This is a genomic window from Pseudomonas sp. YuFO20, from assembly GCF_035064975.1.
GTDB classification, from domain to species: Bacteria; Pseudomonadota; Gammaproteobacteria; order Pseudomonadales; family Pseudomonadaceae; genus Aquipseudomonas; species Aquipseudomonas putida_AE.
On the sequence record NZ_JAXDEO010000004.1, the window covers coordinates 96891 to 117259 of the forward strand.

The window sequence follows — 20369 nt, forward strand, 5'->3', positions numbered from 1 at the left end:
CTCCAGAGTTTTTTGCGCTGACGATCAGGCCTGAGCGCCCAACTCGGCTACCTCACGTTCGCTGAGTGTGGTCAGCAGTTGCAGGCGCTCGGCTTTATTGGCCGTATCCAGCGCCTCCATCTCCTGCAGGTAGGCCGAATTGAGCTGCGGGTATTTATCCTCCAGCTCACTGGCCTTGGCCTGGAAGCCCTGCTGCACCCGGGTAAATTCCCCCGGGTATTTCTCCTCCAGGTAATCGCGCCAGTATTTGCGCGCCGTCAGTTGCTCGATGAACACCGGGGTCCGTTCCCTGGCAAGGATCGATACGTACGCCTGGTCCAGATCACCTGTCGTCACCTGCGCCAGGTTCTCATACAACATGCCTTTGGGCTGGTTGGGCAATCCAAGACGCCGGGCCAGGCCGACTCGATAGGCCAGGCGAATCTCGGCAGGATCGATATTGGGTCTGAGCTGGATACGCGTACTGGCGATCTCTTCGACCTGCGCCAGGCGGAACAGCTCCCTGGACAGTTTCAGCAGCTCGCGGCCCTTGTGTTCCGGGGCAATGGACTTCAAGGCATTGAACTCATGGACCTCGACTTCCAGCTCGTTGAACAACAGGATCCGACCATCGCCACAGGTCACGCGATTCCTCAATGCCCTCGACAGGTCCAGCAAGCGCCTGCCCAGCGCTTCATCGCCATGGGCGGCTTCCAGGACACGCCACACGCGCTGCGTGAGGTCCAGGCGATCGGCGGCGAAGTCCTGGGTGTGCTGAAGTTGCGAGAGGATGTATGAAAAGTCGTGGGTAGTGTCCTGCTCCATCAAGTCGCTCCATACCTGGTGTTTTTCCGAGTCGCCCGCCACGCCGGAAAACCATCGGGCTTTCTGTGCCTGCGGCGATTCATGGTCGGGATGATCCTCCTCGTCGGAGGCCTCGGAACCCTCGGAAGATTCAGGCCCGAAGCCCTCCAGATGGCGTTCAATCTGTTGCGAGGTAAAGCCCAGGCCTCGGCCAGTTTCCTGCAGGTACTCCTGCAATCGTATGAGTTCCACCTGTTCCAGGTAAATGTTATCGGACAAGTTGGTGCCAGCCATCAAGGCTGCGTGCCCTGGCAGAAACGCATCGGGAGGAATGATCTGTATTCGGTTGCCACTCAGGTCGAGGGTTGCCAGCGCTGGCGCTTGCAGCACACCTTGCGGCCAATCCCAAAGATGGTTACCGCTCACATCCAGCGTTTGCAGCTGCTCAAGACCGGTGACATCGAGACTGACCAGCCTGTTCACGCTCAAGTCCAGCGATTGCAAATGCCTCAGGGAACGCACTTGGCGCTGCCACTCATCACTGGCGCCAAGATCGTTATAGCTGGCGCTCAAGCGGGTGAGGTGTTCACATTGCCCCACTGCGTCGGGCAACGCGCCCAGGCGGTTGTGATTGAGCGTCAGGCTGCGCAACTTGGGAAATGCACGCAGGAACCCATCCGAGTTTTCCGTGAGCCCGACACCGCTCAGGTCCAATGCACCAACATGCTCGAACGAAACCGGCAAGGCCGGCAAATCACCGATGACCAGGCCGGCAAAGTCCAGCACGGCATCAGTCGCTGCGCCCTCGGCCGCAGGCGCCTCGCGCAAGGTCGCCCGCCAGCACTCCAGGAGCTGGTTAGCCGCCCGGCGGCGGTCCAACGCACCTACCCAGCCCTGATGGCTGCGAAAGGCCGGGACATCGATCCAGTCATTCAACTGCTTGATCAATTGCGTCCGCTGTTGCTGCCACTGGACCAGCCGGGCTTCAATTTCCAGAGCGCTCATGCCCCGGGTGAGCCAGGCATCAATCCGTTCAACGGCTTGAGCGGCGCCGAGTTGAGGATCAAGACGTTGCAGCCTGGCGGCCGCTGTCCGGGGCACGTCACCTTCGCCCGGTTCCAGGTGCAACGGCAGTATCAGGTCCGGGCGCTCCGATACTTCAACCGGATAGAACTCCGGATCGCCTCCGGTTCGTCCGGCAGACAGGTGCAATCGTTCGATACCCAGCGGGTTGCGCGACGCCGTGCGGTCAGCGTATGTCCGTACCGACGTCAACGCTTGCGGGCTCAGCCGGCAACCTTGCAGCGAAGTCGCCGCCAACAGCTGGTCATGCCCGGCCAGGGCCGCCGCGGGGATGTCCGTGATGCCGCTGTGATTCAGGGCCAGACGGCGCAGGTTGGGCAACGCCAGCACACCCTCGGGCCAGTTGCGGATATTGCTATGGCTCAGGTCCAGGCTTTGCAGGCCCGTCATCGAACCGACCTGCAAGGCGCCGACCCGGTTGTAGGCCAGGTTCAGGGTTTCCAAGGCGGTCATACGGTTCAACCGCGCTTGCGCCGACGCCGTGATCGTCAGCTGATTGTATGAGAGGTTCAACTCGCGCAGTTGCCCGAGCCCGTCAAGTGCCTGGGGCAGCCCGGTCAGCCGGTTGGCGCTGAGGTCGAGTGCGCGCAGCTGGGGAAATCCACTCAGAAAATCACTGACGTGCTCGGTCGATAGCGCGCTGTTACTGAGCTTCAGGCTGCGCACATGAGCAAAGACCGTATCGCCAAGCTCGGGTAAATCGCCCAACGGTCCAAATCCCGTCAGGTCCAACCCTTCAAACAGCGCGTCACCTTGCCCCCACGACGGGCCTGCCACAGGCTGGGCGGGTGCATACCGGGCACGCAGCCCCTTGAGAAAGCATTCGCGGATCTTTTCAGCGATCAGCGCGCGGTGGTGTAACTCCATCTGCCTGCCGTCAACCCGAACAACCCTGTCCTTCCAGGCGTCCAACGACTGACTCAATGCCAGCTGCTGCTGATGCAGTGCCTCGACCTGATCCAGTAATGCCCGTCCGGACAGCCCGTCTTTACTGAATTGCGCCATTGCGTCCGATGCAAAGGTGTCATCATTGGGTGCCAGTTCTGACAATCGCCCCCTGCAGTACCTGGCAACCATTTGCGGCTCGTTGAGTAAATGGGCCGGGTTGTCGTGCACATAACCATAGGCTTTCTTGAAGGCCTGCGGTTCCAGCGCAGCCCAATTGAGCTGCATGCGTCGCCATAGCGACTCATTGCCACTGAACAGCTCGTCAGGCAGCGACCTGATCGGCATCCGTCGTAAATCGAGGGTTTCCAGCCTGCTCAAGCCGAACACCCCGTTCGGCCATTCGGTCAGATCCCCCGCCAACCTCAGGGACCGCAGATTGGTCAGCGTGCTGAAGTCCATGGCGCCCATATTGCCCGTGAGCGCCAACTGCTCAAGCTGAGTCATCCCTTCCAGCGCCCGCACCAATGGCGGCGCAAAGGTCGGCAACGGGCTTTCAAGCGCCAGCTCGGTAATAGCGGTCAATCCCGGCAGTTTCTCGGCCAAGGCAGCCATATCCTGCCCTCGCACGGAAATCTCCAGTTTTTTGATCTTCGCAAACCTGCGCAGCAGCGCCGTGCCCGAATCACCGATGAGCTGATCACTGGTCAGTCGTACGCTACGCACATGAGTGAAGTCGGCATCCCACTCGGGCAACGCGTCAGCCCCGCTTAAATTCAGCTCAAAAGCAGGCTCCAATCCTCGATCAAGACCGTTGCGCCAGCACTGGATCAACCGATCGGCGATGACCCGGCGCGACGGCCCACCCGCTGGGGCCTGCACGCCAGCGTCGACCCAGTTGTTCAACGCGCGGTCCAATGCCTCGAACTCCCGTTGACGGTTGTTCAACAGATTGAACACTTGCCGATCGGTGTCTCCCGCGCTCAGGCGGCCTCTGACGAACTGACTGGCTTGCGCATCGGAAAGGTTCGGGTAGAGGTCTCGCACCCTGGAGACCAACGCGCCATCCGGGAAACCGACCCCACGGCCACTGGCCAGGTATCCGAGGCGGCCATCGGGCAATCGCAGCGACGGCCCGGCGCCATTCAACGGGCGCTGCTTGAGGATCAGCGACATCTCGTGGCGATGAGCACCGGCATAATTCGCCAGTTTGTTTTGCAAAGCCTGGACTTGATTGCCATCCAGGTTCGCCCGTGCCGCTTCGGGCAAGTACTCCAGCAGCGATTCGAAGAGATTGCGGCCATGGACGGGCAAATTGTTGAGAGCCCTGCCCTGCGCGTCATAGGCGCGAAAGTAACCGTCGCCCTTGACCAGGTAATAGCGAATCGTCGCACTGTCGCTGCCGACGCTGTCCAGCAGTGGGCCCTTGATCGAACCGGTACGCATTTCCACGCGTATATCAGCCGCCCAGCCGGGCAACTGCTCCAGACAGTGCAGCGCAAGACGGTCGCTGGCCAATGACGCCATGTCTTGCAGATGCAAACCGCAGAGCGCCCGATTCAGGCTGGCTTGCTGTAGATGGGCGCAAATCTCGCTGGCCTGGCGCAAGGGTATTTTCGCGGTGTCGCGCAATTGGGCCAGCTCGGCAGCACTGGCATTGTCCAGCACCTGTCGCGCGCCCTCCGGCGACAGCGTCGGGAAACTGCGTTGCAGTCGCTCGATATCAGCCTCGTGAGCACTCCCCTGTCGATCGCCTCTGAACCACCTGATGGTCTCGGCCAACAGCGGCGGCGGTGGCTGGTGATCGATGTGCATCTGGCGCAACGCGTCATCACTGACGCCGCTGACCTCGGCAATCTGCTGCAATTGCGCATCGGAAAAACCGTCCATCTGCGGCCCGATCCGCCGCAACAGTGTCGAGCGATCCCACTCCAGTGGCCGTTCCAGCGTGTGGCGCCAGGCGCCGTGCTGGTTGTGCCGCAAGACAGGTTGATAGGCCCGGGGGTCGCTGGGGTGTTTGATCCGCCATTGTTGCAGCGCCGGGTCGAAGGTCTTTTCGTAGACATTGCCCTCTTGTCGAATGTAGGTCCTGCCCCCGATCTTGTACTGCCCCAAAGCGTTCGGCTCGATTCCATCCAGGGAAACACTGCTCTTGTAGGGGGCCAGATCCGGACTCCACAAACGCGGCTCGCCAAAAGGCGTGGCGATCCGGGTCATGCCATTGACAAACCGTGAGGTCGTGATCGGCGGTGCCTTGTGTGCCACCGCACCCAACACGGCCATGAACGCCACGTTCTGCAAGACCGAACTGAGGTGGCTCCAGGCCTCCTCGGCGTCTGCCTCTTTCCATGCTTCCCCTGGTAAACCTCGTAGGTCAATTGCACGGCGGTGACGGCCAGCATGACCTCGCCCAACCCTGGCACGAAAAAGGCTGCCACGTTCAAGACGCTCAGCCCACATTCGGCATAGTGTTCGAGCCGGGCAATCCAGGCTTCGTGATCAACCTCGGCGGTGGGTATTGCCAGCAACCTGGCGTTGGACTTCACCCGGGCCAGATGAAACTCATAACAGGCGCCAAACACCTCGCCATCCATGAAGGTTTCATCCATGCCCAGGTCGACCTCCTCGTTCCACACTTCTACATACATGCCCTCGCGGAACGCGTCCCGGTTATAGGGCGGGCCCGGATAAACCGGGGCCGGGTCCCACTTCTGGACCTTGAGCTGGGCCTTGAGCCGGCGAAAGAAACGGCTCGATTCATCCTGTGCGACAAAGCTGGTGAAGAACCGCTGGTAACTGTACGTACGCAGCTTGATCGCAAGGTCCCGGGCAAACTCGCGGCCCGAGCCATACGCCTTGAGAGGACTGACGGGATCGCCCGGGATGTAGACGATGATCCGGGTATCCTCAACCAGAGTGGGTAGCAAGGATGAAAACGGCAGAAGACCGAGCCAGGGATTCTGCAGGGCCGCCCTGGCTCGGCGCGACGCAGCGCCAATGATCAGTACGTCGTTCAGTTCCGAGCCAAAAACGTGCAGCCGACTGTAGGCGACCAAGGCCCCATCGAGCCGCACGGGCGAGGCTCCGTCGAGTAGCGCCAACACCGTGGCATGGTCCGCAGGGTCAATATTCGACTGTAGCAACGCGACATGCGCCTGCACGCGCATCCTGTCCTTGTTCGCCGCAATCGTCTGCTGGCGGACAGTCGCCGCCTTGTCGGGCGCATCGAACACGGCACTCAGGTGGTCCTGATACTGCTTGCCCACGTCCAGCTCCCGGCACAGGCTGGCGAATGCCGCGGGCTCGATCGACAACTTGTCACGGATGCTGTAGCGCACCTTCGCAAACGGGTAGTGCTCGCTTTGATCGTAGCGGTGACTTTCCAGTGCCCCTGCAGGCGCCAGCCCGCTGGTCTCCTGCAAGGCCACTTCGTCAAAGGGCTCGTCCTCTTCGAAGTTGCGCAGCGCCGCCTGCAACAATGACTGCTCTTCGGCCCGATTGGGCGAGCGCAGATGAAACAGCGCCGTGTCGGTCACATCCGGCGCCTGGCCGAATGTTTTCTGTAGCGCATCGGTCAGCAATGGCTTGGCAAATTCGGTAATGCCCTGCAAATCCTTCAGCGTCGTGGCCAGCACCTGAGTGGAAACATTGCTCTGGGCCTGGCTGTCGAGCAAAGCCTGGCGCAACGCCGGTGACGCCTTGGCATACAGTTCAGGGTAAGCCTCGATGAAGCGCTGGGCAGGATTACGCGCCTGTGTCATGGCCTGCAGATGGGGGGTGGCCAGGTGATGCGTCCAGTCGGGAACACGGCTCTTGATAAACGGGACATGAAACCCGGATTCAGCGGGTGTGGAAAGTTCCGGCATGATGTGATTCCTGTTGCTCGATTGAGAGCGGGTCAGGACATCACGGCCAGCCGCCGGCGTGGCGGTACATAGTTATGGGGTTTGGCTATGCTTAGCTCTCACACCTTGGTGAAGAGGGGTTTATGGACGATCCAGTCGACAACAAGCCGCCGACCTTCTGGCAGATGCTGCACAGCGTCATGGCGGCGGCGTTCGGGGTGCAGAGCGGGAAAAACCGGGCGCGGGACTTCACCCACGGCAAGCCCAGTCATTTTGTGATCCTGGGGATTGTGTTCACGGCGGTGTTCGCCTTGACGCTGTATGGCATCGTGCAACTGGTGCTGCATCTGGCCGGCATTTAACGCATCAGGGTTTGCAGGCTGAACGGATAGCGATACGACGTCGGCCGGCCTTTGGCTGACAGTCGACGGAAGTTCACACCGTAGGCCGGTGATTCGCCCATGGCCAGCAATCGCCGGGCCTGTGCCTTGTCGATCAGTTGCAGCAACGGGATCCGCCGGTCCCGGCCGCCGTAATGGTCGAGATCCACACCCTGATCCAGGTCATGCAACTCCACCAACGCCCAGCCACCCAGGGTGAAGTGCCCGCCCACCAGCACGCTGAGGCGTCCGTCGAGCAACGCCTGTAACGCCGTCGGCGAGCTGTTGACCGCACTGAACAAGGCATCCTTGCCCGAAACCCCGCCCGTCTCCGAATACGCCTGCATGGCGCCAAACGCCATTTCGTCATTGGCTGACCACACCAGCGAGACCTTCGGGTAACGCCGGAACAGCAGCCCGGCCTGTTCATACGCCCGCTCCCGGGTCCAGCCGCTGTAAACCAGCTGGCGCAAGCGCACGTGCGGGTGCTCGGCCAGGGCCCGCAGCATGCCCTGTTCGCGCAGCTGCGCCGAAGGGGTGATTTTCAGGCCGGAAAACGCCAGCAGCTCGATGACCTCCCCGGGCGCCACGGGGGGATGCTGGCGAATCAGTTCCTTGAGCATCAGGTAGCCGCCCTCCTCGTCGTTGGGCACCAGGCTGCCCAGGCGCTCAGGGCGCTCGCCCAGCAGGCTCATCTGGTTGGCCGTCAAGGACGCGTTGACCATGAACAGCTTCACCCCGCTGCCCTCGGCCAGGCGAATGATCTGCGGGGCGACGTATTGTTCGTTGACGAACACCAGATAGTCCGGACGCCCGGGGCCTTGCAGCGCCACACGCGCTTGCGCCAGGGTAAGTTCCGGCATGCGTTGGGAGTAGAGAATCCGCAGGTCGATGCCCAGGTCCGTGGCTGCCGCCTGCATGAACTGCGAATAGCTGACCCAGAAGGCTTCTTCGGTCGTTCCGGGGTTCAGGAACAGCACCGATTCCGCTCGGGCAGCAGTGCTGTGAACCGCGCCGAACAGCAGCAGGAAGGAGTAGAAGAACTTCAGCATTGATCGTCCGAGCCCCGGAAATTCGCCGCGCATTATAGCCAGCGAAACCCCGGAAAACGGCGTTTATTCGGGTTTTTGTCCGACAATCGTCGGAATGGGACCCGGACGGGTTGGTTTATTGGTGACTGACCCAGAATACCGCAGTGCCAACGACCAGGATGATCAGGAACAGGATCGCCCAGGCATCGACCGAACTATCGCTTTTCGTTGCTTTGGTAGGGTTGCTCATTGCATCGCCTCTTGTCGGTTTTATCGGTGATTGCATAAAGACTCGATCACATTAAAGACGACGATTGCCCGCACCACAAACAGGGTCTTTGCAACAACGATTCTCATTAGTCCTTTTGGTTCTTTACATATACTCAAACATCACTTTTGCGCATAACCGCAAACTGGTATCTTGCCCCGGCTCCGTAGGGAGTGCGCGGCCGTGCGCGCAGAATTGCAGAGGTTTTATCGGACTCCGGCAAGCACAAAAACGCAGCGGTATCCGAGCGACCCAAGCCTGAGAACAGGACTTATATGTACGTATACGACGAATACGATCAGCGGATCATCGAGGACCGCGTCAAGCAGTTCCGTGATCAGACCCGACGCTATCTGGCAGGCGAGCTGAGCGAAGAAGAATTCCGCCCCCTGCGCCTGCAAAATGGCCTTTATATCCAGCGTTTCGCGCCGATGTTGCGAGTCGCCGTGCCTTACGGCCAGCTGACTTCGCGGCAAATGCGAATGATGGCCAGGATTGCCCGCGACTACGACAAGGGCTACGCGCACATCAGCACCCGGCAGAACGTGCAGTTCAACTGGCCGGCCGTGGAAGACATCCCGGACATCCTGGCTGAACTGGCGACTGTGCAGATGCACGCGATCCAGACCAGCGGCAACTGCCTGCGCAACGTCACCACCGACCAGTTCGCCGGTGTCGCTGCCGACGAATTGATCGATCCGCGCCCATGGTGCGAGATCGTCCGCCAGTGGACCACTTTCCACCCGGAATTCGCCTACCTGCCGCGCAAGTTCAAGATCGCCGTCAACGGTTCGACCTCCGACCGTGCCGCCATCGAAGTCCATGACATCGGCCTTGAGCCGGTGCACAACGCCGCTGGCGAACTGGGTTTCCGCGTGCTGGTCGGCGGTGGCCTGGGCCGTACGCCGGTCGTCGGTGCGTTCATCAACGAATTCCTGCCGTGGCAGGACCTGTTGAGCTACCTCGACGCCATCCTGCGGGTCTACAACCGCTATGGTCGTCGCGACAACAAGTACAAGGCGCGGATCAAGATCCTCGTCAAGGCGCTGACCCCTGAAGTCTTCGCCCAGAAAGTCGATGCGGAAATGGAGCACCTGCGCGGTGGCCAGACCACGCTGACCGAAGCCGAAGTCCATCGCGTCGCCAAACACTTCGTCGACCCGGACTACAAGGCGCTGGACGACCAGGCCGCCGCCCTGGCCGAACTCGACCAACAGCACCCGGGCTTTGCCCGCTGGCGCGCACGCAATACCCTGGCCCACAAGAAGCCCGGTTATGTCGCCGTGACCCTGTCCCTGAAGCCGACCGGCGTTGCCCCGGGCGACATCACCGACAAGCAGCTCGACGCCGTGGCCGACCTGGCCGAGCGCTACAGCTACGGTCAACTGCGCACATCCCACGAGCAGAACATCATCCTGGCTGACGTCGAGCAGGAAAAGCTGTTCACCCTGTGGGGCGAGTTGCGCGAGCAAGGTTTCGCCACGCCGAACATCGGCCTGCTGACCGACATCATCTGCTGCCCGGGTGGCGATTTCTGCTCCCTGGCCAACGCCAAGTCGATCCCGATCGCCGAATCGATCCAGCGCCGTTTCGACGACCTGGACTACCTGTTCGACATCGGTGAACTAGACCTGAACATCTCCGGTTGCATGAACGCCTGTGGTCACCACCACGTCGGCCACATCGGCATCCTCGGGGTGGACAAGAAAGGCGAAGAGTTCTACCAGGTGTCCCTCGGCGGCAGCGCCAGCCGTGACGCCAGCCTGGGCAAGATCCTCGGCCCGTCCTTCGCCCAGGAAGCCATGCCTGACGTGATCGAGAAGCTGATCGACGTGTACATCGAACAACGTACCGAAGACGAGCGTTTCATCGACACCTACCAGCGTATTGGCATCGACCTCTTCAAGGAACGCGTCTATGCAGCGAATCATTAAGAACAACGAAGTCGTCGACGAAACCTGGCACCTGCTGCCCAAGGATTTCAGCATCGACGAAATCACCAACTGCGACGACTACATCGTCCCGCTGCAGCTGTGGCGTGAACACAGCCGCATGCTCCTGGCCCGCGACGGCGGCCTGGGCATCTGGCTGGACGCCGATGAAGAAGCGGAAGAAATCGGTGAAGACGTGGCGAGTTTCCAGGTCATCGCCCTGAACTTCCCGGCCTTCACCGATGGCCGTAACTACTCCAACGCCCGGCTGCTGCGTGACCGTTACGGTTTCAAAGGCGAACTGCGGGCGATTGGCGACGTGCTGCGCGACCAGTTGTTCTACCTGCACCGCTGCGGTTTCGATGCGTTCGCGATTCGCCCCGATAAAGACCCGTACGAAGCCCTGGAAGGTCTCAAGGACTTCTCGGTGACCTATCAGGCCGCCACCGACGAACCGCTGCCGCTGTTCCGTCGCCGCTGATTGTCCAGCCTTGAACCCCGTTCGGGGTTCAAGGCTCCCTCCTTGCAGGCACCACGGATAAAATCCGTTCAAAGGCCTGCGATTTGTTCCAGCATCCTGAAAGCCACCCATGGGTTTTCCAGCCGCCCACGCACCGCGATCAATCGACTCCATACGGTCTCTGAAGCATCCGCCTCCTCCAGGAGTCGCCAGACGCGTGCCTGCAGTGTCGGATAAGCGACCCGGAAGTCGGGGGTCAGGCTTAGCCTGTCTATTGCGCTCAAGAACCGCGTACCTGAGGGTTTGCCTGCCAACCGCTGCCAAAGTGCTTGTCGGAACTGTTGCAACGTGGCGTCGCAGTCTCGTAGCCATGCCATCGGTTGTCCGTAGTCAGCGCCTGGCGCGCCCAGCCATAAATTGATCCCGGTTTGCTCACGATGAGTAATCAGTCGGCGCAGCGTGTCCTCGTCCGTCAACGGATTGCCCCACAGCAGCACACGATCCACCGAGACAGCCTGATTCATCACCGCGGGCGGAATCCGCGCAATCTGGTTGTCACGCAAATCCAGTGAGATCATGTACGGCTCATCCCTGATGCCGTAAGGGCACCGGGTAATTTGGGTGTTGTTCAAGTTCAGCCGCCGCAAGTCATTCATCCGCAGCAGCACAGGGGGTACTTCCAATGGATTGTCACTCAGGTCCAGGGTGTGAAGCCTGACCAGCCCGCTCAACTGCCCTGATGTCTCTACGGTGAACTTCAGGCCGGTGGACTTGAGACTCAGCGACTTGAGACGCGTCAGGCTCAAGATGGCTGTCGGCAGTACAGTCTGCCCATTGCCCTGGGCGTCGAATTCAATCAGTTCGGCACTTTCGAGATCCAAGGTCTGCAGATTCGGAAAACACTCCAGGAACCCGTTCAAGGTTCCACGTTCGGCCACATGGAAGCGTGGCATCGATAACTCGACGACATGGTTGAACCGGATGTTCAGGACCGGCAATCGGTGATAGTTCTCGAAGCCCATGTGCAGCCTGAATCCAACAAGTTCTGCGCCTTCATAGACGCGCAGGTCGTCTTTCGCACGCCTTTGCCAGATGTCTTTAAGCTCGTCAGCCAGCTCGATCCTGGTTTCCCGTTCGTAGTTGATCGCGTTCTGGACCAGCTCTTCGTTATGCTCTTCGATCTCCTCATCCGCCAGTCCCTCTGCCCCGTCATCGTCTGCGTCGAGGAAGTCAATGTCCATGTCCTCGATGTCGTCCATCACCTGATCGATCCAGGCATTCAAGTCCGTGTTGAGCTGCTGGAACTGTTGTTTCAGCCAATCGATGTGTGCCTGCGCACCGCCACCGGTACGCTGTAGCAGCTCATCGGCTTCAGTATCGGTGAAATCCGGGTAGATCTCCTTGAGCTGCAGCCTCATCATTTCGTGGGTCAGCGCTGCGCCCTGCGGCGTACCGGGGAAACCGCCGCCACGCAGCCCTTGCGTCTCGAAGGGCAGGCCGCTGTCCATCCTGTGCAGTCCGAGCACCAGCTCCGGGCGTGGCAGAACCCGCTCACTGACTTGCAGCCGCAACGCCAATGCCGGGTCAACCGCAGACAGTTGCAATGCCGAACGCTCGTCCTCGGACAAGACTTCGACAAGCGCTGCATAAAAGTCCATCTGCCCGGCTCGCCCCTGGTAATGGCCATCCACCTTGATCAGTCGACGGACGCTCGAGGCGTCAAGCGCGCCGCTACGGTCCAGCATTGGGCCGATGACGGAGTGCTCGCGCACTTCAATTCGCAGGCTCCTTGGCCATCCGGGCAGGTTTTTCAGCGAATGCAGGGCCAGGGTGTCCGATTCCGCAGTGACCTGCGAGCGAATGTACAAGCCTTCATAGGCACGATTGAGCCGCACATGCTCCTGATATTGCAGGGCCTTTTGGTTCAGCTGCTTGAATGCTTGCCGCACGCGTGCAGCGTCCACCGGGCTCTGGAGGTCCACGCCATAGCGCTCGAGCATTTGTTCGATGGCGCTCCTGGGCAGGCCAGGGTATTGCCGCTGGAACAACCGCACCCACTGATGTTCCGAGTGCTGAAGCGCCTGGTACCGGGTGGAAAACAGCTCGGCGCGCGCGCTTTGAGACATTGCCGCCTGCCCGAGTTCCTGATCGATCCTGAATCGGCTGATGGTATCGGCCAGCAAGGGCGTCGGCGGGCGCCCACTGTTCATCAGGCGCAGCATGTCATCATCGATGGCACTGACCTTGCCGATCTGCGCCAGCACTTCATCGCTCAAGGATGCCACTGAGGGTCCGATTCCGCGCAGAAGCTGCACACGGTTCAACGCTGCGGGGGCCGTTGGCGCAGAGGGGTCCGCGGCCTGATCCGGCAATGGCCTGGCATCGCCCGCATTCTGGCCCGGTTCGCGGGAACGCTCGACAATGGCGCCTGCCTCAGCATCGCCCTTCAGCACCGCGCCTACGCCCGCCAGCGGCAGCGCGTTGAGCAAGCCAAACACTGTTCGGGTGACGCCCGCCCCTCGATCATCCGCGGTTTCACCGTTGACCGCCTGATCAAGACCATAACCGGCGTCGATGATGCCGGCCAGCGCCAGCAATCCTTCGCCACCGGGGACGAACAGCGCCAGGGGGCCAAAACGGTTGATCCACTGCACCACAGGTTCGACGACGGCACTCAGGTTATCCCGATTGACCTGGGCATCGTCACGAATGGTTTTGACACTGGCCAGGGAGGCCTCCTTCATGGCCAGCACCAGCTGGGCAAACGGGTCGGCGCCTGCTGGCGAGTCATCGAAACCGATGTAGCGGGCAGGTTCCCAGAAACCGTCGTCATTGAAGAAACCCGCTTCTTTGGTCAACCGGTGTTGCCGCGGATAGACCGCCATGCCGTCCAATGCCGTCACCACACCCGCATGGAACGTACCGTCCTTGCGGTCCTCCTCGGCAAAGTGCGCAGCCAGGGCCAGTTTCGTCGCGTCACTTTTGCCCTGCTCCACCACCCATTGATGCAGTTGCCCGGCATCGCCGAAGATGTGCAGCGGAGAAGAGTTACCTGGGATGTACAAAACAATCCGGCCATTCGGATCACGCCAGCCCCAGATATCCTTCGAGCTGTAGCGATAGAGCTTCAGGCGACCCGACTTCAGATTCGCCAGCCTGCGACCCGGTGCCTGCAGTTGTTCGAGTTTCAGGGTTGCCCATGCCTGGTCAGGCGGCAGTCCTGCCGCCTGCAGGGCCAGTTCCAGACCTTTCTGGCTCAGGCTTTTCTCACGAAACTGCAGAAAAGCAGCCATGACGAGGGCGGCTTTGGCCGAGGTTTTCAGGGCGTTCGGTTTGACTGCGACGATCTCGGCGTCCGCTGGCCAGGCTTGCCCGAGATAGGCCTGGTACAGGCCCTGGAGATCCAGTTGCCAGACCCACTGCTTGAAATCGGCGGGCCTAACGGCGATCTGAGTGGCGGGTCCGTAGCCTTGCGGCACAGTCTGGCGGTAGATGCCTTCGTAGCTGTCGTGGTTGCCGCTGCCAATATCGGCAAACTCGTCAACGTGGGCCACGATCCTTATCGACGGCCCGACATCCGGTGGCGTGTACAACCCAAAGGCGGATTCACCGAAGCGCCCGTCGCCCACGGTCTGGTAGTTGGACAGCAACGCCTGCACCAGGGACATGGAACTTGCCACCCGTCCCTGGTGGATGCCGTTCTGCGCAGGATGCCCCTTGTAATCGTAATCCAGGGTCACCAGCTGGGCTGTCGCCGGATCGATGTACTGGCCCCACTGTTTTTTGATCAACTGCTCGCCAAACTGACCGGGGGTTTGCGGCAGGGAGATGGCCAAAGCGGTTTCCAGTTCATCGCGCATTCGCAGGGCCGACGCGGGATCAGGGCTTGCAGCATTGGCGGGAGGTATTTCATTCATGGTGCATTCCTTTGCGCTCATTTCAGGAATACCACCATACCCGGCCCCGATCCCCCTAAAAGCGGGAGCAATCGTCAGGGGGCTTAGGAAACTTCCCTTCTTCGCAAGGAATTTGGATCGCCCTGAAAGAAAAAAACCGTGGAATTACCCACGGTTTTTTTTCAACGACCCAGGAAATTACCAGAAGCGTTGCTGGGTCAAGCGACTCCACCAGCTCAGCAACACACGATCGACCGAACCACTTGCCGCCATGCCGATACGCTCCTGCAGGCTTTTGCGTTCGGCGTAATGCAGGTGATAAAGCTCGGATTGCTTGGCGCGCTCGGCCAGGTACTCGTCACTGGTCTTCAGTTCGTCCACCAGTTGCTTGTCCAACGCTGCAATGCCCAGCCAGATTTCACCGGTGGCCACATCGTCGATGGCCAGTTGCGGGCGATAGCGGGCAACGAAGTTCTTGAACAGCTGATGGGTAATGTCCAGGTCTTCCTGGAATTTCTCCCGGCCCTTCTCGGTGTTTTCGCCAAATACCGTCAGGGTGCGTTTGTATTCGCCGGCGGTCAGCACCTCGAAGTCGATGTCGTGCTTTTTCAACAGGCGATTGACGTTGGGCAGCTGCGCGACCACACCGATCGAGCCGAGGATTGCAAACGGCGCGCTGATGATCTTCTCGCCAATGCACGCCATCATGTAGCCGCCGCTGGCAGCGACCTTGTCGATGCACACGGTCAGCGGTACGCCGGCCTCACGGATACGGGCCAACTGCGAGGACGCCAGGCCGTAGCTGTGGACCATGCCGCCACCGCTTTCCAGGCGCAGTACCACTTCGTCCTTGGGCGTGGCGAGGGTCAGCAGCGCGGTGATTTCGTGGCGCAGGCTTTCAGTGGCTGAGGCCTTGATGTCGCCGTCGAAGTCCAGCACGAACACCCGCGGTTTGGCCTCGGGCTGCTTCTTCTGTTTTTTCTCGCTCTTGACCTGGGACTTGCGCAAGGCCTTGAGCTGGTCCTTGTCGAGCAAGGTTTGCTCCAGGCGTTCGCGCAGCCCCTTGTAGAAATCATTCAGTTTGCTGACCTGCAACTGGCCGGCGGATTTGCGTCGACCTTTGCTGCGCAAGGCCGCAAAGCTGGCCAGCACCACCAGGATGGCGATCACCAGGGTCACGGTCTTGGCCAGGAAAACGGCGTACTCGGACAAAAACTCCACAGGGACTCCTTAAACGTTGCGCGGCATGCAAGTGCGCGGGATACCACCAGCATACCCATGCGCCGCCTTTGCGACCAGCCGTGAAACCTCTGGCAACAGGCCTGCAACAAGCATTTCAAACAAGCGTATGTTTTTTCATTGACAGCTCAGCGCCATCCCCATAACCTCGCAAAACCTTCAACGTACCGGGATGACGCGGACGTGGGCAGCATCTATTTGATTCGACATGGCCAGGCCTCCTTTGGTGCGGACGACTATGACGTCCTGTCGCCCACCGGTATTCGCCAGGCGGAAATTCTCGGCCAGCACCTCGCCGAACTCGGTATCAGCTTCGATCGGTGCCTGTCGGGCGACTTGCGTCGCCAGCAACATACGGCCAATAGCGCACTGGAACAATACGCCGCCGTGGGCCTGCCGGTGCCGATCCTGGAGACCGATTCGGCGTTCAATGAATTCGATGCTGACGCGGTGATCCGCGCGCTGTTGCCAGCCATGCTGCCGGACGAGCCCGACGCGCTGAACATCCTGCGCAACGCCGCACAGAACCGAGGCGAGTTCCAACGCATCTTCGCCCTGATCATCGAACGCTGGCTCGCCGGCACCTATGACACGCCGGGGCTGGAAAGCTGGCTGGGTTTTGTCGAGCGGGTACAAGCCGGCTTGCAGCGCATCCTCGAACAAGCCGACAACACCCAGAAAATCGCTGTGTTCACCTCCGGCGGCACCATTACCGCCCTGCTCCACCTCATTACCCAAATGCCTGCCAAACAGGCGTTTGAACTGAACTGGCAAATCGTCAATACCTCGCTCAACCACCTGAAGTTTCGTGGTCGCGAGGTGGCCCTGGCTTCCTTCAACAGTCATGCGCACCTGCAACTGTTGAAGACCCCCGAACTCATCACGTTTCGCTGAGTCCGGACTATTGTGACCCTGGCTGTAATCACCCAGCTCTAATCACCAAAAAAAGGATCAAACCATGACCTCCGTAGCTGATGCCGTACAAGCAATGAAAGCCAAGTTCAACCCAGCCGCTGCTGCCGGTCTGGACCTGGTCTTCGGTTTCCGCATCGACGACACCAAGAACTTCTCGCTGGTCGTCAAGGACAGCACCTGCGAGCTGCAGGAAGGCGAAAACCCGGACGCCCAGGTGACCCTGGTGATGGACGGCGAAACCCTGCAAGGCATCGTTAGCGGCGAAACCGACGGCATGCAAGCGTTCATGGGCGGCAAACTGCGCGCAGAAGGCGACATGATGCTGGCGATGAAACTGTCCGAGCTGTTCCCGGCCTAAACGCACCGCTTGCGACTTTCGCAAGCGCGCCTGGCTGCAAACGAATCCCGCCCCTTGTGGCGGGATTCGTCGTTTTCGGCGTTTGAAAACCACTCACTGCGAATTTGCCGACTATATTCCTTCTGGCCGCATGCGGCTGGCTTCAGCTGTTTGCCCTCAACTCACGTTGCGCAGAGCACTGATATGAGCCCACCCGAGGAACACAACGGCGTCAACCGCCGTCACGTACTGCAAGGTCTTGGCGCAGGCGCCGTCGGTGCCTGGATCAGCCCGCTGTTCGCAGGGAGTAAAACCATGCCAGACACCCCCGCCGACCTCATTCTCTACAACGGACGCCTGCACACCGTCGATCGCAAGAAACCCCAGGCCAGTGCCGTCGCCATCAAGGACGGGCGCTTCGTGGTGGTCGGCAGCGACGCCCAGGCCATGGCGTTGCAAGGCCCCGGCACGCAAGTCATCGACCTGCACGGGCGCACGGTGATCCCCGGCCTCAATGACTCACACTTGCACCTGATCCGTGGCGGCCTCAACTACAACCTCGAACTGCGCTGGGAAGGCGTACCCTCGCTGGTCGATGCCTTGCGCCTGCTCAAGGACCAGGCCGACCGCACGCCAACTCCACAGTGGGTGCGGGTGGTGGGTGGCTGGAACGAGTTCCAGTTCGCCGAAAAACGCCTGCCCACCCTCGACGAACTCAACAAGGCCGCCCCCGACACGCCGGTGTTCGTCCTGCACCTGTACGATCGTGCTTTACTCAATCGCGCCGCGCTGAAAGTGGTGGGATATACCCGCGATACGCCGAACCCGCCAGGCGGCGAAATCCAGCGCGATGGCAATGGCGATCCCACTGGCATGTTGATCGCCCGGCCCAATGCAATGATTCTCTATTCGACGCTGGCCAAAGGACCGAAACTGCCGCTGGAGTACCAGGTCAACTCGACCCGGCAATTCATGCGCGAACTCAATCGCCTGGGGGTCACCAGCGCGATCGACGCCGGCGGTGGTTATCAGAATTACCCGGACGACTACCAGGTCATCCAGCAGTTGGCCAAGGACCAGCAACTGACCGTGCGCATCGCCTACAACCTGTTTACCCAGAAGCCCAAGGAAGAACTGACCGACTTCAAGAACTGGACCAGTACCTCGCGCTACGGCCAGGGCGACGATTTCCTGCGGCACAACGGTGCCGGGGAAATGCTGGTGTTCTCGGCGGCGGATTTCGAAGACTTCCTTGAACCGCGCCCGGACCTGCCGGCTTCCATGGAACAGGACCTGGAACCGGTGGTACGGCACCTGGTGGAGCAACGCTGGCCGTTTCGCCTGCATGCCACCTACAACGAATCCATCAGCCGCATGCTCGACGTGTTCGAGAAGGTCAACCGCGACATTCCGTTCGACGGCCTGCCGTGGTTTTTCGACCACGCCGAAACCATCACCGCGCAGAACATCGAGCGGGTCAAGGCGCTGGGCGGCGGCATCGCCATCCAGGATCGCATGGCCTTCCAGGGCGAGTACTTCGTCGACCGCTATGGCGCCAAGGCGGCCGAACACACCCCGCCGATTGCCCGCATGCTGGCCGAAGGCGTACCGGTGGGTGCCGGCACCGATGCGACGCGGGTGTCGAGCTACAACCCCTGGACTTCGCTGTACTGGCTGGTCAGTGGCCGCACGGTCGGCGGCCTGGCGTTGTACCCGCAGGGCTTGAGCCGTGACACCGCGCTGGAGCTGTTCACCCATGGCAGCGCCTGGTTCTCGTCCGAGCAAGGCAAGAAGGGTCAGATCAAGGTCGGGCAACTGGCGGACCTGATTGCCTTGTCAGGGGACTATTTCCATATGGAGGCCGAAGGCATCAAGGGGATCGAATCGGTGCTGACCCTGGTCGATGGCAAGATCGTCTACGCCAGCGTCGAGTTCGAAAAACTCGGGCCGCCGCCCATCCCCGTGGTACCGGAGTGGTCGCCAGTGACCAAGGTGCCTGGGCACTGGAAAGCATCGGCGCCGCTGACGGCCCAGGTGCATCAATGCGTCGGGGCGTGTGCGGTGCATGCGCACAGTCATGAGCGGGCGCGCTTGTCGAATGCGCCGGTCAGTGACTTCCGTGGGTTCTGGGGGGCGTTTGGCTGTTCGTGTTTCGCGTTCTAACCGACAATCTCGCGAGCATCGCAACCCAATGTGGGAGCGGGCTTGCTCGCGAAGGCGGTAGTTCAGTCCACATTTCCGTTGATTGACATGACCCCTTCGCGAGCAAGCCCGCTCCCACATTGGATCTGCGTGGAAGGTGCACTCTTCATCGCTGAACACCACCTGTGACAGCTGGCGAAGCCTGCTCTTACAATGCGAGCATTTCCTGCACCGGCCACCCCATGGACATCGACCTCGCCCGCACCTTCCTGGAAATCGTCCGCCACGGCAGCCTTGCCGCGGCCGCCGAGAAACTCCACGTCACCCAGACCGCGATCACCGCGCGGGTACAGAAGCTCGAAAGCCACCTGGGCAGCACGCTGTTCGTGCGCAACCGCGCCGGGGCCCGCCTGACGCCCAATGGCGAGGCCTTCGTGATCTATGCCAATCAACTGGTGGAAACCTGGGAGGCCGCGCGCCGGGACTTGCCCTTGCCCGAGGGGTTCCACGACGTCCTGCACATCGGTGGCGAGGTCAGCCTGTGCAATCCGTTGATGCTCCGTTGGGCCGGCGTGCTGCGCGACAGGATTCCCGGCCATGCGCTGCGCATGGAAATCCGCGACGGCGAAAACCTGCTGCGCCAACTGGAGCTGGGCGTGCTCGATGCGGCGCTGGTCTATCAACCCGAATACTGGCCGCGCCTGCAGGTCGAGCAGATCCTCGAGGAAAAACTCATCCTCGTACGTCACCCCGAGCGCCCCGAACCCTATGTGTACATCGACTGGGGCCAGCACTTTCGCCGCCAGCACGACGCCGCCCTGCCGGAAAAAGCCAAGGCGGCGCTCAGTTTCAACCTTGGCCCCCTGGGGTTGCAGTACATCCTCGAACACGGTGGCAGCGGCTACTTCCGCACCCGGGTGGTCCAGAGCTACCTGGAAAGCGGCATGCTTGAGCTCGTGCCCAAGGCCCCGGAATTCAGTTACCCGACCTACCTGGTCTACTCCCGCGACCGCGACTCGCCGGCGCTGCAACGGGCCTTCGACCTGCTGCGCGAGGTGATCAGGAGCGATGATGATTGGTCGCAGCGGTGGAATCCGCTGACGTGAGTACGGGCGCGAGGGATGGGGTGGTTGTGAGGCCGTCATCGCTGGCAAGCCAGCTCCTACAGTATGTG

The 20369-nt window shown here is 60.9% G+C and carries 12 protein-coding genes; 7 read left to right on the top strand and 5 right to left on the bottom strand.

What is annotated here, in order from left to right; all coding sequences use genetic code 11:
- Window positions 1-24 precede the first annotated feature (24 nt).
- Window positions 25-5034 carry an NEL-type E3 ubiquitin ligase domain-containing protein gene (locus SOP85_RS03640; RefSeq protein WP_323626095.1) on the bottom strand — a complete coding sequence of 1670 codons (5010 nt, stop codon included), beginning with the start codon at window positions 5032-5034 and terminating at the stop codon, window positions 25-27.
- A complete protein-coding gene (locus SOP85_RS03645; RefSeq protein ID WP_323626096.1) occupies window positions 4965-6617 on the bottom strand; it encodes a dermonecrotic toxin domain-containing protein in 1653 nt (550 codons plus the stop codon). The genes SOP85_RS03640 and SOP85_RS03645 overlap by 70 nt, the downstream gene beginning before the upstream one ends.
- 122 nt (window positions 6618-6739) lie before the next feature.
- Here SOP85_RS03645 and SOP85_RS03650 point away from each other — a divergent pair, with 122 nt between their 5' ends.
- Window positions 6740-6958, top strand: a complete 219-nt coding sequence (locus tag SOP85_RS03650; protein WP_323626097.1) for a DUF2970 domain-containing protein — start codon at window positions 6740-6742, stop codon at window positions 6956-6958.
- Here SOP85_RS03650 and SOP85_RS03655 read toward each other — a convergent pair.
- Complete coding sequence (locus SOP85_RS03655) at window positions 6955-8028, bottom strand: ABC transporter substrate-binding protein (RefSeq protein ID WP_323626098.1); 1074 nt, start codon at window positions 8026-8028, stop codon at window positions 6955-6957. The genes SOP85_RS03650 and SOP85_RS03655 overlap by 4 nt on opposite strands.
- Before the next feature lie 522 nt (window positions 8029-8550).
- On the opposite strand from SOP85_RS03655, the gene SOP85_RS03660 reads away from it, so the two are divergent.
- Together SOP85_RS03660 and SOP85_RS03665 are read left to right on the top strand one after the other, a co-directional pair.
- Window positions 8551-10209 (top strand): nitrite/sulfite reductase, encoded by a 1659-nt coding sequence (locus tag SOP85_RS03660; RefSeq protein ID WP_274075932.1) that lies wholly within the window; start codon window positions 8551-8553, stop codon window positions 10207-10209.
- Window positions 10193-10687, top strand: coding sequence for a DUF934 domain-containing protein (locus SOP85_RS03665; RefSeq protein WP_274075931.1), 495 nt, complete (start codon window positions 10193-10195; stop codon window positions 10685-10687). Before SOP85_RS03660 ends, SOP85_RS03665 begins: the two co-directional genes overlap by 17 nt.
- 68 nt (window positions 10688-10755) lie before the next feature.
- On the opposite strand, the gene SOP85_RS03670 is transcribed toward SOP85_RS03665, so the two are convergent.
- The gene (locus tag SOP85_RS03670) at window positions 10756-14583 is read right to left on the bottom strand and encodes a dermonecrotic toxin domain-containing protein (RefSeq protein ID WP_323626099.1); all 3828 of its coding nucleotides are present in this window, start codon (window positions 14581-14583) and stop codon (window positions 10756-10758) included.
- Between the two features lie 177 nt (window positions 14584-14760).
- Window positions 14761-15783 (bottom strand): protease SohB, encoded by a 1023-nt coding sequence (gene sohB / locus SOP85_RS03675; protein ID WP_274075929.1) that lies wholly within the window; start codon window positions 15781-15783, stop codon window positions 14761-14763.
- Between the two features lie 201 nt (window positions 15784-15984).
- On the opposite strand from sohB, the gene SOP85_RS03680 reads away from it, so the two are divergent.
- From SOP85_RS03680 to SOP85_RS03695, 4 genes are all read left to right on the top strand, one after another.
- Window positions 15985-16695 carry a histidine phosphatase family protein gene (locus SOP85_RS03680; RefSeq protein WP_323606382.1) on the top strand — a complete coding sequence of 237 codons (711 nt, stop codon included), beginning with the start codon at window positions 15985-15987 and terminating at the stop codon, window positions 16693-16695.
- Between the two features lie 64 nt (window positions 16696-16759).
- Complete coding sequence (locus SOP85_RS03685) at window positions 16760-17074, top strand: SCP2 sterol-binding domain-containing protein (protein ID WP_323606383.1); 315 nt, start codon at window positions 16760-16762, stop codon at window positions 17072-17074.
- Between the two features lie 294 nt (window positions 17075-17368).
- A complete protein-coding gene (locus tag SOP85_RS03690; protein ID WP_323626146.1) occupies window positions 17369-19216 on the top strand; it encodes an amidohydrolase in 1848 nt (615 codons plus the stop codon).
- A gap of 221 nt (window positions 19217-19437) precedes the next feature.
- Window positions 19438-20301: a LysR family transcriptional regulator gene (locus tag SOP85_RS03695; RefSeq protein WP_323626101.1), complete on the top strand. Its 864-nt coding sequence runs from the start codon at window positions 19438-19440 to the stop codon at window positions 20299-20301.
- The last annotated feature ends 68 nt before the right edge of the window (window positions 20302-20369 follow it).

What these genes read in the sequence shown, in the direction of transcription:
- SOP85_RS03640 (WP_323626095.1), bottom strand. Translation starts at nt 5,034, where the DNA reads ATGGCCGTGTTGGGTGCGGTGGCACACAAGGCACCGCCGATCACGACC.
- SOP85_RS03645 (WP_323626096.1), bottom strand. Translation starts at nt 6,617, where the DNA reads ATGCCGGAACTTTCCACACCCGCTGAATCCGGGTTTCATGTCCCGTTT.
- SOP85_RS03650 (WP_323626097.1), top strand. Translation starts at nt 6,740, where the DNA reads ATGGACGATCCAGTCGACAACAAGCCGCCGACCTTCTGGCAGATGCTG.
- SOP85_RS03655 (WP_323626098.1), bottom strand. Translation starts at nt 8,028, where the DNA reads ATGCTGAAGTTCTTCTACTCCTTCCTGCTGCTGTTCGGCGCGGTTCAC.
- SOP85_RS03660 (WP_274075932.1), top strand. Translation starts at nt 8,551, where the DNA reads ATGTACGTATACGACGAATACGATCAGCGGATCATCGAGGACCGCGTC.
- SOP85_RS03665 (WP_274075931.1), top strand. Translation starts at nt 10,193, where the DNA reads ATGCAGCGAATCATTAAGAACAACGAAGTCGTCGACGAAACCTGGCAC.
- SOP85_RS03670 (WP_323626099.1), bottom strand. Translation starts at nt 14,583, where the DNA reads ATGAATGAAATACCTCCCGCCAATGCTGCAAGCCCTGATCCCGCGTCG.
- SOP85_RS03685 (WP_323606383.1), top strand. Translation starts at nt 16,760, where the DNA reads ATGACCTCCGTAGCTGATGCCGTACAAGCAATGAAAGCCAAGTTCAAC.
- SOP85_RS03690 (WP_323626146.1), top strand. Translation starts at nt 17,369, where the DNA reads ATGCCAGACACCCCCGCCGACCTCATTCTCTACAACGGACGCCTGCAC.
- SOP85_RS03695 (WP_323626101.1), top strand. Translation starts at nt 19,438, where the DNA reads ATGGACATCGACCTCGCCCGCACCTTCCTGGAAATCGTCCGCCACGGC.